The sequence below is a fragment of the Exiguobacterium acetylicum genome, from assembly GCF_019890935.1.
Taxonomy (GTDB): domain Bacteria; phylum Bacillota; class Bacilli; order Exiguobacteriales; family Exiguobacteriaceae; genus Exiguobacterium_A; species Exiguobacterium_A abrahamii.
The window spans coordinates 1,943,779-1,959,781 of record NZ_CP082333.1 but is presented as its reverse complement, the minus strand read 5'-3'; the positions used below and the strand labels follow the sequence as shown (position 1 = coordinate 1,959,781).

General features: G+C 46.4%; 17 protein-coding genes. 15 read left to right on the top strand and 2 right to left on the bottom strand.

Annotated elements, in window-relative coordinates; all coding sequences use genetic code 11:
- Positions 1–35: 35 nt before the first annotated feature.
- A complete protein-coding gene (locus K7G97_RS10315) occupies positions 36–284 on the bottom strand; it encodes a ferredoxin (RefSeq protein ID WP_023468661.1) in 249 nt (82 codons plus the stop codon).
- 228 nt (positions 285–512) lie between these two features.
- Here K7G97_RS10315 and K7G97_RS10310 point away from each other — a divergent pair, with 228 nt between their 5' ends.
- From K7G97_RS10310 to K7G97_RS10275, 8 genes are all read left to right on the top strand, one after another.
- On the top strand, positions 513–1,535 hold the full coding sequence (locus tag K7G97_RS10310; protein WP_223040527.1) for a YpbB family protein: 1,023 nt from the start codon (positions 513–515) through the stop codon (positions 1,533–1,535).
- Positions 1,535–2,965 carry a RecQ family ATP-dependent DNA helicase gene (locus K7G97_RS10305; RefSeq protein ID WP_262415737.1) on the top strand — a complete coding sequence of 477 codons (1,431 nt, stop codon included), beginning with the start codon at positions 1,535–1,537 and terminating at the stop codon, positions 2,963–2,965. The genes K7G97_RS10310 and K7G97_RS10305 overlap by 1 nt, the downstream gene beginning before the upstream one ends.
- A 43-nt stretch (positions 2,966–3,008) precedes the next feature.
- Positions 3,009–3,203 carry a hypothetical protein gene (locus K7G97_RS10300; RefSeq protein ID WP_023468658.1) on the top strand — a complete coding sequence of 65 codons (195 nt, stop codon included), beginning with the start codon at positions 3,009–3,011 and terminating at the stop codon, positions 3,201–3,203.
- Between the two features lie 71 nt (positions 3,204–3,274).
- A complete protein-coding gene (locus K7G97_RS10295) occupies positions 3,275–4,159 on the top strand; it encodes a MerR family transcriptional regulator (protein WP_195864802.1) in 885 nt (294 codons plus the stop codon).
- A 56-nt stretch (positions 4,160–4,215) separates the two neighbouring features.
- Entirely contained in the window at positions 4,216–4,806 is a 591-nt protein-coding gene (locus K7G97_RS10290) for an adaptor protein MecA (protein ID WP_223040525.1), read from the top strand.
- A gap of 138 nt (positions 4,807–4,944) precedes the next feature.
- Positions 4,945–5,889: a D-alanine--D-alanine ligase gene (locus K7G97_RS10285; RefSeq protein ID WP_223040524.1), complete on the top strand. Its 945-nt coding sequence runs from the start codon at positions 4,945–4,947 to the stop codon at positions 5,887–5,889.
- Positions 5,890–6,023: 134 nt separating this feature from the next.
- The gene (locus K7G97_RS10280) at positions 6,024–7,289 is read left to right on the top strand and encodes a Glu/Leu/Phe/Val family dehydrogenase (protein ID WP_023468654.1); all 1,266 of its coding nucleotides are present in this window, start codon (positions 6,024–6,026) and stop codon (positions 7,287–7,289) included.
- A gap of 121 nt (positions 7,290–7,410) precedes the next feature.
- Entirely contained in the window at positions 7,411–8,400 is a 990-nt protein-coding gene (locus K7G97_RS10275; RefSeq protein WP_223040523.1) for a YpdA family putative bacillithiol disulfide reductase, read from the top strand.
- A 53-nt stretch (positions 8,401–8,453) separates the two neighbouring features.
- On the opposite strand, the gene K7G97_RS10270 is transcribed toward K7G97_RS10275, so the two are convergent.
- The gene (locus tag K7G97_RS10270; RefSeq protein ID WP_223040522.1) at positions 8,454–9,422 is read right to left on the bottom strand and encodes an asparaginase; all 969 of its coding nucleotides are present in this window, start codon (positions 9,420–9,422) and stop codon (positions 8,454–8,456) included.
- 168 nt (positions 9,423–9,590) lie between these two features.
- Here K7G97_RS10270 and prsW point away from each other — a divergent pair, with 168 nt between their 5' ends.
- The 7 genes from prsW (at position 9,591) to K7G97_RS10235 (ending at position 16,001) form a co-directional block, all read left to right on the top strand.
- Positions 9,591–10,268 carry a glutamic-type intramembrane protease PrsW gene (gene prsW, locus K7G97_RS10265; protein WP_023468651.1) on the top strand — a complete coding sequence of 226 codons (678 nt, stop codon included), beginning with the start codon at positions 9,591–9,593 and terminating at the stop codon, positions 10,266–10,268.
- A gap of 19 nt (positions 10,269–10,287) precedes the next feature.
- A complete protein-coding gene (locus K7G97_RS10260; RefSeq protein WP_050677445.1) occupies positions 10,288–10,944 on the top strand; it encodes a flagellar brake protein in 657 nt (218 codons plus the stop codon).
- Positions 10,945–11,020: 76 nt separating this feature from the next.
- A complete protein-coding gene (gene cmk, locus K7G97_RS10255; protein WP_223040521.1) occupies positions 11,021–11,695 on the top strand; it encodes a (d)CMP kinase in 675 nt (224 codons plus the stop codon).
- Positions 11,692–12,291, top strand: a complete 600-nt coding sequence (locus K7G97_RS10250) for a lysophospholipid acyltransferase family protein (protein ID WP_214859824.1) — start codon at positions 11,692–11,694, stop codon at positions 12,289–12,291. Before cmk ends, K7G97_RS10250 begins: the two co-directional genes overlap by 4 nt.
- A 102-nt stretch (positions 12,292–12,393) precedes the next feature.
- Entirely contained in the window at positions 12,394–13,527 is a 1,134-nt protein-coding gene (gene rpsA, locus K7G97_RS10245) for a 30S ribosomal protein S1 (protein ID WP_023468647.1), read from the top strand.
- 123 nt (positions 13,528–13,650) lie between these two features.
- Positions 13,651–14,961: a ribosome biogenesis GTPase Der gene (gene der, locus K7G97_RS10240; RefSeq protein ID WP_023468646.1), complete on the top strand. Its 1,311-nt coding sequence runs from the start codon at positions 13,651–13,653 to the stop codon at positions 14,959–14,961.
- Positions 14,962–14,975: 14 nt separating this feature from the next.
- Positions 14,976–16,001, top strand: a complete 1,026-nt coding sequence (locus K7G97_RS10235; RefSeq protein WP_058704888.1) for an NAD(P)H-dependent glycerol-3-phosphate dehydrogenase — start codon at positions 14,976–14,978, stop codon at positions 15,999–16,001.
- Positions 16,002–16,003 lie beyond the last annotated feature (2 nt).

Genomic DNA, 16,003 nt, shown 5'->3' with positions numbered 1-16,003 from the left:
AGATGCTTCGCGAGGAAACATCTTTTTTTATGCACTTATTCGAATTTTAACGCATCGCCATCGAACGATTCATCTGCTACTTTGATTGAATCCGTTGGGCAACCTTCGAATGCATCAATCATATCGTCGAATAATGCTTCTGGAATTTCGGCAGTACCATTGTTATCATCAAGAATGACATACGCCAAACCCTCATCATCATAATCATAGATATCTGGTGCCGCTGCTCCACAAGCACCACAAGCGATGCAAGTATCTTTGTCGACAATCGTAAATTTAGCCATTGAACGGTCTCCTCTCTATACGAAAACATTATTGAAACACGCTGTTCTCATCTATATGTCATTGTATCGGACTCATCGTTGCATTTCAATGACGAAGCACAAGTGACAGCAGAAAATGTATATATCATCACATGCCCGCAAACGGCCTCTCTAAAACGTAACGATGAAACAGGAATGGAATATCATCTTTGATTTGGCAAACGACATCAACAGGAGGGAGCGTGACATATGGAAATTTCTTTACTCGAGCGTATTTTTCTGGAATCGATTCAGCGCCTTCGAAATGAACGATCAGACCGGAGTCTTTATCATGTTTTTCAAGGAAAGAAATCAGCGACTTCTCTGCAAGATGCTCATTTTTATGATTTAGAGTCGGTATTCGGTACTGTATTAGTCAGTAAACAGCGATTCGAAACAATCTTGGCTGAACTTGCGCAGAAGAATTGGATTGAGCGGCAAGAGACACTGCGACTGACGCACGAAGGTGCGCGACTAGTAGAGCAAACGGATCGTGCGATCATTGATCAACTAGGTGGTGAACTTCGCGGTTATGCTGAGGTGATGTGGAAACGTCTCAGCCTTTTGGTTCAAACGATGGTTTGTTTGGAAGCAAAACAACCGTTCATACCTGTGCAACAGGAAACCATCGTTCGCGAATGGGTAAAAAGTGTTCTTCCGACCATCTCGAATCGAGCGGAATGGTTACGTCATATGCAGCAAGAGTTGATTTTTCTCCTTGAGCGCTTATCAGAGCGAGATGCGACATTGATTAGTTACCGCTTGTCTGGCGTGCAAGCAGGATGGTCTTATCCGCAATTAGCTCAAATGATGAAAACGGACGTGGAGAGTGTCCAATATGAATTTACGATCGCTTGGCGAAACTGCATCGATGACTTAGAAAAGACACCACTTCTAAAGCAAATAGGCGCTGATCTACACACGTCAAAAATGACGCAGTCTGCGCAAACGACATGGGAGTTATTACAACAGGGATTATCTGTTGAAGCGGTTGCGATCCGAAGACGATTAAAAAATAGTACGATGGAAGACCATCTCGTTGAGATTGCGATGTATGCTCCTTCGTTTCCACTGGATTATTTTGTCATGCCATCTCAGCAAGAAGAGGTACGACAGATTGCACAGCGACTTAGAACCTACGCGCTGAAACGGATCAAGAGTGAGATGCAATCCGAGATATCTTATTTTCAAATTCGATTGGTGTTAGCACGTAGTAAATGGGAGGGGATTTAATGGAAGCGTTATTGCATCGTTATTTTGGCTACGAAGCATTTCGACCTGGACAACGCCAAATCATCGATTCCATCCTAAACAGAACAGATACACTAGCAATTTTGCCGACAGGTGGAGGAAAGTCTGTTTGTTATCAATTTCCTTCGTATGTACAAAATGAAGGGCTGACGTTGATTTTGTCTCCGTTACTCTCGTTGATTGAAGACCAGGTCATGCAAATCAAGCGCAGAGGAGAGCGATCTGTCGCTAAATTAACTTCTGTCGAGACACGAGAAGAAAAGGAACAGATTTTATCTGTACTCGAACATCTACGATATCTTTACTTATCACCGGAGCAACTGGCGCTGCCGCAGATTCGGGCTCGGCTAAAACAGGTCAAGATCGCGCTCTTCGTCGTCGATGAAGCGCATTGTATCTCCCAATGGGGACACGAATTTCGACCGGAGTATGCAAGACTTGGTCACATTCGACAAGAACTTGGCCTTCCGCCATGTCTTGCCTTAACGGCGACAGCGACGCGTGCTGTTGAGCAAGATATTCGAACACAATTGCGTATGCACGATCCACAAATCATCCGTCGTTCTGTCAACCGACCAGAAATCCAATATGTTGTCGATCGCGTTGATCGAGAAGAAAAGGATACGGCAGTCAATCGGTGGATGAAACGCATTGTTCGCCCATGCGTCATCTATACGACGACTCGTAAAGAAGCGGAACGAATTGCTGAAATCATTGACGGCGCGACCTATTATCATGCTGGGTTGACGATAGAAGATCGCCAGCTTGTTCAACAGCAGTTTCTTCATGATGAGATTGATTGTCTCGTGTGTACGAGTGCATTCGGAATGGGTGTCGATAAAGGCAACGTTCGGACGGTCATTCACTATACGATGCCTGCGACGATTGAAGCCTATATGCAGGAAGTCGGACGTGCCGGACGTGACGGTAAAGAGGCGACTGCGATCTTACTTTACGCTGCTCAAGATGAACAATTAAAGACGTACTTGATTGACACGCAATATGCCCCCGTCTTGTGGATCGATCAATTGCAACAAGGAATGAATCAAGGCGAATCCTATGTCAAGATGGAAAGTCGTCTTCGTCTTAATCCGGAAGATCCGGCATACCGCTTACTCAAATCACAACTCGAGAATGGGTGGTCGAAAGAACGAATCATCCAGTGGCAAACGGAACGTAAACAATTGAAACGACAAGAGGTCAACCAGATGATGGACTACGTTCACCGGAACGAATGTCGCCGTTCAATGTTATTGCATCATTTTGATGAGCAGGCAATCATACAACCGCGTTGTTGTGATGTATGTGGAACGATTGAGTGGGAAAGTCCAGTGCAGAGAAGAACGCATCAACCGGTAGATTGGAAATTGCGTCTAGAACAAGTCTTTTTTTCATCACCAGATTCGGTGTAAACTAGACAATATCGTTATATTTTTCAAGAAAAGGTGATGAACATTGAGTAAACAAGATCAGAGACGGTTGCATCAGAACGAAGAGGATCAGTCATTGCCACCGCGTTCTTCGCGTATCGAACACGTTCGAAATGAGCGATTAAAACAACCATTTCGAAAAAATCCGCTAGCGATCACGCTGACGGTGCTCATGATCACGATCATCATCGCCTTCGTCTCCATCGGTTTCATGATGTAAGGGCACATTGTGAACGGAGATTTTTTTCCTTTCAGCGTATACTAGAAAGGAAGGGGAAGGAGGCACGATGCATGGATCGTGGGAAATATAATATCAAAGCAGTCGCTGCGTTAGTGGGACTCAACCCGACGACCATTCGTGCTTGGGAGCGGAGATATCAGGTGCTTGATCCGGATCGAAGTGAATCCGGACATCGCATCTATAGTGATAACGACGTCGCGAAATTACGCTGGATCGTCGATAAACAAAAAGAGGGATTGTCTGTCTCTAAAGCAATCCAGTTGTATGAGATGCCTGTTAATCGGGCTGAGGTACCGCACGATTACGGAGTCGAACTGCGAGATCAGTTGTTCCAGGCATTGACGAACTTTGAAGAACGACATGCGCATGACATCATGAATAAAGCATTCTCGATGTTTAGCTTCGATAAAGTCATTCAGGACATCGTCGGTCCACTTTTGCATGAAATCGGAGTAAAGTGGGAGTCGGGTGAGATCACGATTGCGCATGAGCATTTTGCGACGGCATTTCTGAGAGCCCGTCTCTCGACACTGTCGTTACAGATGCCGATCAATCCATTTTTACCGCGAATCGTCTGTGTCTGCGCGCCGGAAGAAGAACACGAACTCGGACTACTTTTCTTCACGCTTTACTTACGTCAATCTGGATTTGATGTCATTTTCCTCGGTTCCGGTATACCGGTTCAGGACTTAGTGACGGTCACACACCAGCTACAACCGAAAGCCGTTATTCTTTCCTGCACGTTATCGGATCATTTACCGTTGCTCGATGAAGCGCTGGCACGTTTGATGGCTGATTTTCCGGATCTTGAGATTGGTCTTGGAGGTTATGCGGTCGATCAGCTGCCGGAACGGTATGGTCCACATTTACTTGGTGCAGACGATCAATCTTGGAAAAGTTGGTTAAGTCGACTCACTCCGACAACTGGTGTATAGTATGATTCATAGCGAACGGAGACATCAGGTTTCCGGTTTTGACTGGAGGAGTCTATATGAGGTTTGAACAAATGAAACAAGGACACCTTCGTGTCTTCATCACAAAGCAGGAGTTATCGCTTCACGACGTTCGACCAGAAACGTTGGCTGTCGGGAAGGGACAAGCTTTATTGCGTAATCTATTAGAAGAAGCCGAATCGAATTTTGGTTTTCAAGCAGCGGGAACACTCGAATTTTTCGTTACATTCTTTCCGAATGACGGGATGCTCGTTGATGTACGTCGTGAAGGCGATTTGCCAGAAGAGGTGAACGAGGAGTTCGATCAAGTCGAAATCCGTATGACAGTTGATATCGTCCATCACGTCTTATATGCTCTACAATCGCTAGAAGACGTCATTCAAGCGAGTCATGGATTATTGCGACATATGCCTCGGACAGAGACAGGTGGTAGCCTCTACTTCTTCGAGGGAAGCTATTATCTCTATTTCCAAGAACGAATGAATGAGGCGCTCGAGCAGACGGTGACGACGATTTTGTCTGAATACGGTGAACCGAGCCCCAAAAGTCCACTTGTCATGGCGGAGTATGGGAAAACAATTCAGGCCGAACATGCCGTCGCAACGATAGCTGAACAGTTTAATATGTAAAACATCAGGTGCGACATTCCCTCATAGGGGGATGCCGCACCTTTTGTCTTCTGCTGGAAGTGGCACCATTTTGTATTTTTTCATCGTCAGAAGGATGGTATGATAATCATTGAACGTAAGAAGAAGGAGTGAAGTAGGATGAAAGTGGCAGTATTATACGGTGGGACTTCAGGAGAACGGGAGGTTTCATTAAACAGTGGAAAGTCGATCATGGAAGCATTAAACAGTAAAGGGCATGAGGTCACGGCTGTTGATTTCCACCCTGATCAAGCGCATGAACTCTTCCAGCTGGATGTAGATGTGGCTGTCATCGCTCTTCACGGGAAAATTGGTGAAGATGGACGCGTACAAGCATTGCTTGAACTGGCAGACATTCCATATACAGGTTCAGGTGTTTTAGCGTCAGCGCTTGCGATGGATAAGGCACGTTCGAAAGTTCACTTTGATAAAGCAGGCATTACAATCGCCCGTGATGTGCTGTTAGAGCGTGGAGATGATATCGAAGCAAAAATCGCAGAGTGGAATGGTCAATTTCCTTGTGTCGTCAAACCAGCACAAGAAGGCTCATCAAACGGATTGACGATTGCTCAAGATGAGACGATGTTACGTGAAGGAATCGCGAAAGCCTTTGAAGCGGACGATGCAGTGCTTGTCGAACAGTTCATTAAAGGACGTGAAGTGACAGTCCCTGTCGTCGGTCATAAAGGGGCAGAAAAAGCACTACCTGTTATCGAGATCATTCCGAAGAACGCCTTTTATGACTATGAATCCAAATATGCCATCGGAGGTTCGGAGCATATTTGTCCTGCTGAGCTGGATGAAGCAACGACAGAAAAACTTCAAGAATGGGCTGTTAAAGCGCATCAAGTACTTGGCTGTGCAGGATACTCGCGATCTGATTTCCTCGTGCCGGAATCCGGAAATCCAGTCATCTTGGAAACGAATACACTTCCTGGTATGACTTCGACAAGTTTATTCCCGGACGGTGCACGAGCAGTGGGAATCGAATATCCGGAATTGGTCGAATATTTCATGGAACTGGCGATCGAACGACATCGTCAAACAAAACAACAAAATCAATGATATCCTAGGAAAAGAAGTGAGAAAGCGCTTACAAATATAGGCGTAACCCCTTTCATTACGTTCGAGAAAAGAGTATACTTTATCCGAACAAGGAAACGGCATAGGGGATGCCACTTATGGGGAGGAACGTTGGAATGATCACTGACCAACAACATGCGAATCACCGCAAGAACGTACTGGAAGCGACACAAGAAATCGTCAAGGAGGCACTAGGGAAACTTGGTTATCCAGACGAGATGTACGAATTACTTAAAGAACCACTCCGGATGTTGACAGTCCGGATTCCGGTACGGATGGATGATGGTTCGACAAAAATCTTCACAGGATATCGTGCGCAACATAACGATGCCGTTGGACCAACGAAAGGTGGAATTCGCTTCCACCCGAACGTGACGGAAGTTGAAGTCAAAGCATTATCCGTCTGGATGAGTCTAAAGGCAGGTATCGTTGACTTACCATACGGCGGCGGTAAAGGCGGAATCATCTGTGATCCACGTGAAATGAGCTTCCGTGAAATCGAACGTCTCAGCCGTGGATATGTCCGTGCGATCAGTCAAATCGTTGGACCGACGAAGGATATTCCAGCACCTGACGTCTTCACGAACTCGCAAATCATGGCATGGATGATGGACGAATACAGTCGAATCGATGAATTCAACTCACCTGGTTTCATTACAGGGAAACCGCTCGTCCTCGGTGGCTCACACGGTCGTGAGACAGCGACGGCGAAAGGTGTCGCAATCATGATTCGGGAAGCGGCTGCTAAAAAGGGTATCTCGCTCGAAGGCGCACGTGTCGTCGTTCAAGGATTCGGCAACGCCGGAAGTTTCTTATCGAAATTCATGTATGATTTAGGTGCAAAAGTCATCGCGATCAGCGATGCGTACGGAGCACTCCATGATCCAAACGGTCTCGATATTCCATATCTACTCGATCGTCGTGACTCGTTCGGTACCGTGACGACATTGTTCAAAAATACGATCTCGAATAAAGAGTTGCTTGAACTTGAATGTGATATTCTTGTCCCGGCAGCAATCGAGAATCAAATTACAGAAGACAATGCGCACGATATCAAAGCAGCGATCGTCGTTGAAGCGGCTAACGGTCCGACGACGAACGAAGCGACGAAAATTCTTGCTGAACGTGACATCCTGATCGTTCCGGATGTTCTTGCTTCGAGCGGTGGCGTAACGGTTTCTTACTTCGAATGGGTCCAAAACAACCAAGGGTATTACTGGACGGAAGAGGAAGTACACGAGAAACTTGAAAAAGTACTCGTGAACTCGTTCAACCAAGTCTATCAGACAGCGCAGACGCGTAATGTCGACATGCGACTTGCCGCTTATATGGTAGGTGTCCGGAAGATGGCGGAAGCATCTCGTTTCCGTGGTTGGGTCTAATATGATAATGAACGTCCGCTTCTTCTTTGCGAAGAGCGGGCGTTTTGCATTGCAATTTCTTTCGTCTATGGTAGAGATTTGCTAAGATATAAAAAAAGCAACCGGAAGAGGAGATATTCGAATGTTAGATTGTATCGTAATCGGTGCAGGACCGTGTGGGTTATCGGCAGCGATCGAAATGCAAGATCGGGGACTGGACGTCGAAGTGCTCGAAAAGGGAAATATCGTCGAAGCGATCTATCGTTATCCGACGCATCAAACGTTCTTTTCAAGTAGTGAGAAGTTAGAAATTGGTGGTGTACCGTTCATCAATAAAGAATTAAAACCGCGACGTCTCGACGCGCTCGTCTATTATCGAGAAGTCGTCAAACGAAAACAATTGACGATTCGTCCGTTTGAGACGGTCGAGCGGATTGAACGTCAAGCGGATCATTTTATCATCCACTCGGAGCGTTCTGGGGAAAAAAGAAGCCGAGAAGCTCGCTCCGTCGTGCTTGCGACAGGTTATTATGGTTTACCAAACCGAATGGATGTTCCTGGAGAGGAATTACCTCATGTCTCGCACTACTTTACGGAAGGACATCCGTATTTTGATCAAGATGTCGTCGTTATCGGTGGGAAAAACTCGAGCGTTGATGCAGCGATTGAACTTGAAAAAGCGGGAGCACGTGTGACCGTCCTTTACCGTGGACCGGAGTATAGTCCATCCATCAAACCATGGGTGTTGCCGAACTTCGAATCTCTCGTTCGTTCGGAAAAGGTCAAGATGATTTTTGGGGCGTCAATCGAAGAAATTACGGAGCAAGAGGTCGTTTATCAAATAGATGGAGATAAACAGACCGTCCGTGCTGATTTTGTTTTTGCGATGACAGGTTACACACCCGATGTCGGATTGTTCGCTGACACAGGCATTACGATTGATCGTAAAACAGGTATTCCAAGTCACGACGAAGAGACGATGGAGTCGAATGTCTCGGGCATCTACATCGCAGGTGTCGTTGCAGCAGGATATGATGCCAATAAAATATTTATTGAAAATGGACGTTTTCACGGTGCAAGCATTGCCAACCATCTCGTTGAACGGCTACGTGGTGCATCGATACAAGCCTAAACAAAACCTCTTGATTTGGAAGATGAATTTCCGAATCAAGAGGTTTTTTTCATTTATTCAACGCGGAATGATTCTTCGAGTTCTAGTTGTGAGGCATCGATTTCGAGTTCGACCATCAGTTTAAGCCGCGCTTTTTGTGAATTCAGTCCATTCGAGAAAATGACGCCGAGTTCTTTTAATTGTTGTCCGCCACCCGTATATCCGTAGACGTCTTGAACGATTCCGTTGAAACAACGGCTGACGATGACGATCGGCATGACGGAAATCAATTCAGCGATGGCATCCACGAGGCTTGGTGGTACATTCCCTTGACCAAGAACTTCAAGAACGAGCCCATCATAGCCAAGTTGTTTCACAGCAAGTAATAGGTCGGGCTCCATACCGGCATAGACTTTAAGAACAGCGACCCGTTTTGAAAGCGAAGTCACCATATGTGTTTGTTTCAAGAGCGGTGTATTGAATAAGTAGACATGATCCTTCGTTACCATCCCAAGATTTCCGAAATGAACGGATTTGAATGTATCGACGGATGACGTATGCGTTTTTGTGACGTTGAATGCCGAATGGATTTCTCCGTTGAAGACGACGAGGACACCTTTTCCGCGCGCAGCTTCACTGACAGCGACACGAAGTGCCGTAATCAGATTAAACTCACCATCGGATCCGACCTCATTGGAAGAACGCATGGCTCCTGTCAAAACGATCGGAACAGGTGCACCAAGCGTCAAATGTAAGAAATAAGCCGTCTCTTCCAGTGTGTCCGTTCCGTGAGTGATGACGACGCCGTCGTAATGTTCCTTCTTGAGCTCACTCTCGATGAAATGGGCTAGACGTAACATGATGTCAGGTGTCATATGCGGAGAAGGTAAGTTTGCGAAGTGACGCGTCGTAATGTTGGCAATATCTGTTGCACGCGGGAGTGAGGCGTCGAGTGGATTGATATCGTTTGGTAGGACATGACCAGCATGATCCTGTGCCATGGCGATCGTTCCACCTGTATGAATGAGTAATAATGATTTCATGCTAAAGGGTCCTTGTCTACAGACAGAAGACCTTCACCTACTTTCTATGACGGATTCGATTCGTTCTCCCATATTGTAACCTTTTTCCCTCTTGAAACAACGAGGACGTTTTCTTTTTTCCAAGAAACCTTTATTCTTATAAATGAGGAAGAAAGGGGGAGAGGAAGCGTGGTTCAAATCGTTTTCTCCGGAGTTGCCCCAGGCATCGCACTCCTAACTTATTTTTATCTCCGTCACGAACATGAGTCGGAGCCAGTCGGCTATATCCTTCGAAGTTTCATTTTCGGTATTTTACTGGTCTTTCCCTTGATGTTCATCGACTATATCGTCCAGACCGAATTTGGTGGGCGTGAAGAGGTGCAATTGATTCGAACAGCCGTTACGGAAGAATTCGCCAAATGGTTCGTCGTCTTTTATACGGTCTATATTCATCAACGGTTTAATGATTATTACGACGGAATCATCTACGCGGTAGCCTGTTCACTTGGATTCGCAACGCTTGAAAATATTTTATATCTGATGGTGAATGGAACAGTCGAACATATGCTGTTTCGGGCACTCTTACCCGTATCTGGTCATGCTTTGTTTGCGGTCATCATGGGATTCTTCATGGGGATGGCGAAATTCTCGCCTCATCCTTATCGCTGGTTGTCCCTCTCGATTGCGCTTCCGGTATTTGCGCATATCTTATTTAATTTGTTAATATTGGAAAATGGTGGTATATCTTTTTTACCAATCGTCTTCATGGTCATCTTATGGACGATTGGATTATTTCAAGTACGAGGTGCCAATCGTTTAAATCGGCGATTCAAACGAAAAAAACAACATTCAGATGGCATCGAATAGAGAGTAGGAGCGAAGTAGTATGATGGAAATCGGGGATTTGGTAATGCTTTCAAATAGTGAGGATCGACAAGGTCGCTCAAAGGTGACGGCCGTGACGAATCGATTGATTTGGATTGAAGCACCGAGTGAGGTCGCGACACTCAAAACATTCATCTTGTCAGAGCAAGAAGAAGTTTCATTTTATTTCTTTAAGGAAAAGGGCAAATTATTTGGATTTGATACGGTCGTCGTCGAACGACAAAATGATCCACTTCGTGGTCAACGATATGCTTTGAAACGACCGAAGGATGATCAAATCGAACGCATCCAACGACGTCAGTTCGTTCGAGTACCGCAAATACTCGATGTCGCTGTACACCCTCATAAAACGCATTTCGAGCCGTTTACGACGGTGACGCTCGATCTATCGGCTGGAGGGATGATGATCTTGTCGGATCAATTACCGGTTCAAAAAGAGGAAGAGGTGGAAATGACATTCATTTTGCCTACAGGTGAGGGCATATCGAGTACGTTAGATGTCATCGCTGAACTCGTTCGAATTGATCGGCGTGAAGAACGATATGAACTAGCATTCCAATTTACGATGATTCCCGACAGAAGTCGCGAACTTGTATTGCGTCACTGTTATCAAATGCAAATGAAAAGTTCAAGAAGGGGCATGAATCCATTCACCTGACCGCATTTTTTTGCTATGATAACGTTCGGAAGAATGAATCCCTATCAATCATAGGGAAGATGGAAGGACAGGATGGATGATGAAAAAGATTCAAATCGCTTTAGATGGACCAGCGGGTGCTGGGAAAAGTACGATCGCAAAACAATTGGCAGCGCGCCTTGACTATGTATACATCGATACAGGAGCCATGTATCGGGCCGTGACGCTGGCAGCACTTGAACAATCCCTTGATCTCAACAATGGGGAAGTGCTCGGAGAATTAATGAAATCGCTTGATATTCGTTTAACACCAGGCGAAAACGGGCAACGTGTCTTTATTGGTGATCGCGAAGTGACGGATGCGATCCGTTCCATCGAAATCACGAATAATGTCTCGTTCGTCGCTCGTCAAAAAGAAGTCCGGGTTGCACTCGTCACGGCACAGCGGAAATTAGCTGAACACGGCGGGATCGTCATGGATGGACGTGATATCGGCACAGTCGTATTGCCGGATGCAGAATTAAAAGTCTTTTTGACGGCAACTGTGGAAGAGCGTGCAGCTCGAAGACACCGTGAAAACATCGCGCGTGGGATGAACAGTGACATCGCGATTCTTCAAGAAGAAATCGCACTGCGTGATAAGCGCGACAGTGAGCGTGAAGTCTCGCCATTGCGCCAAGCTGACGATGCACTATATCTCGATACGACAGAGATGACGATCGATGAAGTCGTCGTCCGATTGATGGAGCTAGCAGAGGGTGTCCTAAAATGAAACGTCAAGATACCATTTACCGGATTGCCCGGTTTGTCGTCTGGGTCATTGCGAAAACAGTCTTCCGATTGAAAGTGACAGGACAAGAGAACATTCCGAAAGACGGTTCCTTACTTGTCTGTGCCAATCACAGTTCGAACTGGGACCCGGTTTTCCTCGTCAGTGCGATTCCGCCAAACCGCGCGGTGCGTTACATGGCAAAAGAAGAACTGTTCAAAGTTCCTGCCTTAAAACAATTAATGATTGCGGCAGGAACATATCCTGTCGGTCGCGGTCAAGGAGATCGTCAAGCTTTGAAACGGACGATTGAACTATTAAATTCAGATGAGACGGTCGGTATTTTCCCAGAAGGAACACGTTCCGCACCAGGTGAATTTACAGCAGCACAACCAGGAGTCGGGTTCTTTGCGTTACGATCGAATGCGCAGATTTTACCGATTGCAATCATCGGATCATACCGCCCGTTCAAACGAATGCACGTCGCGGTCGGAAAACCGGTTGATATTTCGGATTTACGTGACCAGCGGGGCGCAGCGAAATCGATTTCTGACCGAATCATGGACGAAATCAAATCCGTCTACTTCAATCACGCTTAATACCTTGACAAATAGTCAGAATTGTAAGAAGTTAGAAGCAGGATAAACGCATTGACACGTGTCAGGCGTTTCTTGTACTCATCGTGAGGAGGTTGTTTTGGAATGGTCGAAGAAATGAAAGATATGCCTGATTTTGAAATTCATCGGGACCAGGTAGTTACCGGAATGGTCGTGAAAATTGAAGACAAGCAAGCACTCATTGATATCGGATATAAAACAGAAGCCATCTTACCGATCAGCGAAGTATCGAGTCTTCATCTCGATGATATTCGCGGCGTGCTGAACGTCGGAGATGAACTACAAGTGAAGGTCAAGAAAATCACGGATGAAGAGGTCGTCGTCTCGAAACGAGAAATCGACGCGCTCAAAGCGTGGGAGCAAGTAGAAGAGAAGTATAAATCAGGTGAAATCTTTGAAGTTGTCGTCAAGGACATCGTCAAAGGTGGACTCGTCGTTGATATCGGTGTCCGCGGATTCATTCCAGCGTCACTCGTCGAACGGCATTATGTCGAGGATTTCTCGGATTACATCGGTCGTTCGATCGAAGTCAAGGTCGTTGAACTCGATCAAGAGAAGAACCGTGTCATTCTCTCGCACAAAGCTGTCGTTGAAGGCGAATTGAACGCGAAGAAAAAAGAGACACTCGAAAACTTAGAAGTAGGTCAAATCCTCGAAGGTACAGTCCAACGTTTAACGGACTTTGGTGCTTTCGTTGATATCGGTGGCGTCGACGGTCTCGTTCATATCTCGGAGATGGCACACCACCGTGTCGAGCGTCCTTCGGATATCGTCACGGAAGGTCAAAAAGTCGAAGTTAAAGTACTTGGTGTCGACCGTGATACGGAAAAGGTCAAGTTGTCGATCAAGGAAACACAACCTGGTCCATGGCAACAGATGGAAGGGAAGATCGAAGCTGGCGATATCGTCAAAGGACGTGTACGTCGTCTCGTCCAGTTCGGAGCCTTCATCGAACTTGCGCCGCAAGTAGAAGGACTTTTGCACATTTCGCAAATCGCGAACCGTCATATCGGTTCACCTTCGGAAGTACTTGAAGAAGGACAGGAAATCGAGGCGAAAGTACTCGAAGTACGTCTTGATGAGCATAAGATTTCGCTATCAACACGTGTCCTTGAAGAAGAAGAATCGTCCGCTGACGATTACTCGGATTATACGAATCAATCAGAAGGATTCTCGGTCGCTGACTTGACTGAGGACGATTCTGATCAGAAAGAATAAGCAATGACACAAAGCGGACACAAGCGTGTCCGCTTTTTATATGCGGTTTGTTATGGTATATGACAGTTTGATTTGATACAATAGAACGGCTATGAAGCGAGAGAAGAGAAAGAAGGTGTTGGGATGGCAATTCCAGTCGTGGCGATCGTAGGTCGCCCAAATATCGGAAAGTCGACGATTTTTAACCGGGTGATTGGAGATCGGGTTTCAATCGTAGAAGACAAGCCAGGCGTTACCCGCGACCGTATTTACGGAACTGGAGAATGGCTGAATCGTCATTTTCATTTGATTGATACAGGTGGAATCGAAGTCGGGGATGAGCCCCTACTTCAAATGATGCGTCATCAGGCGGAGCTCGCCATTGATGAAGCGGATGTCATCATTTTCATGGTGAACGGACGCGAAGGAATCACAGCAGCGGATGAGGAAGTCGCGAACATGTTATTCCGTTCGAACAAACCAGTCGTCGTAGCTGTCAACAAAGTCGATAACTTTGAAATGCGTGATTTAATGTATGAATTTTACTCCCTTGGATTCGGAGACTTGTTCCCGATTTCTGGTACACATGGTCTTGGTCTCGGTGACTTACTCGACCGTGTCCTTGAACTCGCACCAGATAAAGAAGAATTAGAATATGACGAAAGCACGATCAAGTTTGCCTTGATTGGTCGTCCGAACGTCGGGAAATCAAGTATGACGAACTCGATTCTCGGTGAAGAACGCGTCATCGTCTCAAACATCGCTGGTACGACACGCGATGCGATCGATACACCGTTTACGCGGGATGATCAAGAATACGTCATCATCGATACGGCCGGGATGCGAAAACGCGGGAAAGTCTATGAATCAACAGAACGTTTCAGCGTCATGCGTGCTCAAAAAGCAATCGAACGGGCAGATGTCGTCTGTGTCGTGCTTGATGGCGAAGAAGGCATCATCGAGCAAGATAAAAAAGTGGCGGGATATGCGCACGAAGCAGGTCGCGCCGTCATCATCGTCGTCAATAAATGGGATGCTGTCGAAAAAGACGATAAGACGATGAAAAAGATGCAAGAAGAGATTCGGGAAGAATTCCGTTTCCTTGACTATGCACCGATCGTCTTCGTCTCAGCGAAAACAAAACGTCGTTTGCAGACGTTGCTACCGGTCATTCAACAAGCAGCGCACAGCCATGCACAACGGATTCAGACTAGCGTCTTGAACGATGTCATCGTTGACGCTGTCGCGATGAATCCAGCGCCGACGGATAAAGGAGTTCGTCTTCGGATCAACTATGCGACTCAAGTCGCGTCACGTCCGCCAACGTTCGTCTTGTTCGTCAATGATCCAGAATTGCTGCACTTCTCTTATAAACGATATCTTGAGAATCGGATTCGGGAAGCGTTTGATTTTACAGGTACACCAATCCGGATTTTAGCTCGTCAAAAACAATAATGGGGTGAGTCAGTATGACCAAAATCGCTGTCATCGGAGCGGGAAGCTGGGGAACGGCGCTCTCGCTCGTCCTAGCCGATAATGATCAGGAAGTCATGCTTTACGGTCGTGAACAAACAACTGTCGACCGCATCAATGAACATCATGAAAACGCGCAATTTTTGCCGGGTGTCATGTTACCACAATCATTGAAGGCGACGACGGATCTTAAAGTGGCGGTTGAAGGCGCAACACATATCTTGATCGTCACACCATCCTCTGCGATTCGTTCGGTTTCCCGACAATTGAATGAATTGTTGACGGAACCAGTCGTTCTGATTCATGCGTCAAAAGGAATCGAGCCAAAGACCCATCTTCGGTTGTCAGAATTAATCGAAGCAGAGGTCGATCCTGCGAAACGCAAGGCGGTTTGTGTCTTGACGGGTCCATCGCATGCCGAAGAGGTCGCGTTACGTAAACCAACGACAGTGACCATCGCATCGGATGATTTAGAAGAGGCTGGTCGTGTACAGGAGCTGTTTACGAATGAAAACTTCCGCGTCTATCTGAATGCGGATATCATTGGAGCTGAGCTCGGTGGGGCGCTCAAAAATATCATTGCGCTTGCCGCAGGTATGACGGATGGTCTCGGTTACGGGGATAATGCCAAAGCAGCATTGATTACGCGTGGAATGGTCGAAATCGCACGTCTCGGTACGATGCTTGGAGCTAACCCGATGACGTTCACTGGATTGACAGGAATGGGTGACTTGATCGTTACTTGTACATCGGTTCATAGTCGAAATTGGCGTGCGGGGAATGCCATCGGTCGCGGTGAAAAATTAGAGACGGTGCTAGAAAACATGGGAATGGTCGTCGAAGGTGTTCGCGCGACCCAAGCGGCATATGATTTGGCGGAGACGAAACAGTGTGAACTCCCAATCACTTCCGCTCTCTACCATGTTCTCTTTGACGGTCATACACCGGAAGAAGAAGTCAAAAAGTTGATGCAACGACCACAGAAAAATGAGATCGAGCATCTCTTCACGACGAAAGATTAACG

What these genes read in the sequence shown, in the direction of transcription:
- K7G97_RS10305 (WP_262415737.1), top strand. Translation starts at nt 1,535, where the DNA reads ATGGAAGCGTTATTGCATCGTTATTTTGGCTACGAAGCATTTCGACCT.
- der (WP_023468646.1), top strand. Translation starts at nt 13,651, where the DNA reads ATGGCAATTCCAGTCGTGGCGATCGTAGGTCGCCCAAATATCGGAAAG.
- K7G97_RS10290 (WP_223040525.1), top strand. Translation starts at nt 4,216, where the DNA reads ATGAGGTTTGAACAAATGAAACAAGGACACCTTCGTGTCTTCATCACA.
- K7G97_RS10315 (WP_023468661.1), bottom strand. Translation starts at nt 284, where the DNA reads ATGGCTAAATTTACGATTGTCGACAAAGATACTTGCATCGCTTGTGGT.
- K7G97_RS10280 (WP_023468654.1), top strand. Translation starts at nt 6,024, where the DNA reads ATGATCACTGACCAACAACATGCGAATCACCGCAAGAACGTACTGGAA.
- K7G97_RS10285 (WP_223040524.1), top strand. Translation starts at nt 4,945, where the DNA reads ATGAAAGTGGCAGTATTATACGGTGGGACTTCAGGAGAACGGGAGGTT.
- K7G97_RS10270 (WP_223040522.1), bottom strand. Translation starts at nt 9,422, where the DNA reads ATGAAATCATTATTACTCATTCATACAGGTGGAACGATCGCCATGGCA.
- K7G97_RS10295 (WP_195864802.1), top strand. Translation starts at nt 3,275, where the DNA reads ATGGATCGTGGGAAATATAATATCAAAGCAGTCGCTGCGTTAGTGGGA.
- cmk (WP_223040521.1), top strand. Translation starts at nt 11,021, where the DNA reads ATGATGAAAAAGATTCAAATCGCTTTAGATGGACCAGCGGGTGCTGGG.
- K7G97_RS10235 (WP_058704888.1), top strand. Translation starts at nt 14,976, where the DNA reads ATGACCAAAATCGCTGTCATCGGAGCGGGAAGCTGGGGAACGGCGCTC.
- K7G97_RS10310 (WP_223040527.1), top strand. Translation starts at nt 513, where the DNA reads ATGGAAATTTCTTTACTCGAGCGTATTTTTCTGGAATCGATTCAGCGC.
- K7G97_RS10250 (WP_214859824.1), top strand. Translation starts at nt 11,692, where the DNA reads ATGAAACGTCAAGATACCATTTACCGGATTGCCCGGTTTGTCGTCTGG.
- K7G97_RS10275 (WP_223040523.1), top strand. Translation starts at nt 7,411, where the DNA reads ATGTTAGATTGTATCGTAATCGGTGCAGGACCGTGTGGGTTATCGGCA.
- rpsA (WP_023468647.1), top strand. Translation starts at nt 12,394, where the DNA reads ATGGTCGAAGAAATGAAAGATATGCCTGATTTTGAAATTCATCGGGAC.
- K7G97_RS10260 (WP_050677445.1), top strand. Translation starts at nt 10,288, where the DNA reads ATGATGGAAATCGGGGATTTGGTAATGCTTTCAAATAGTGAGGATCGA.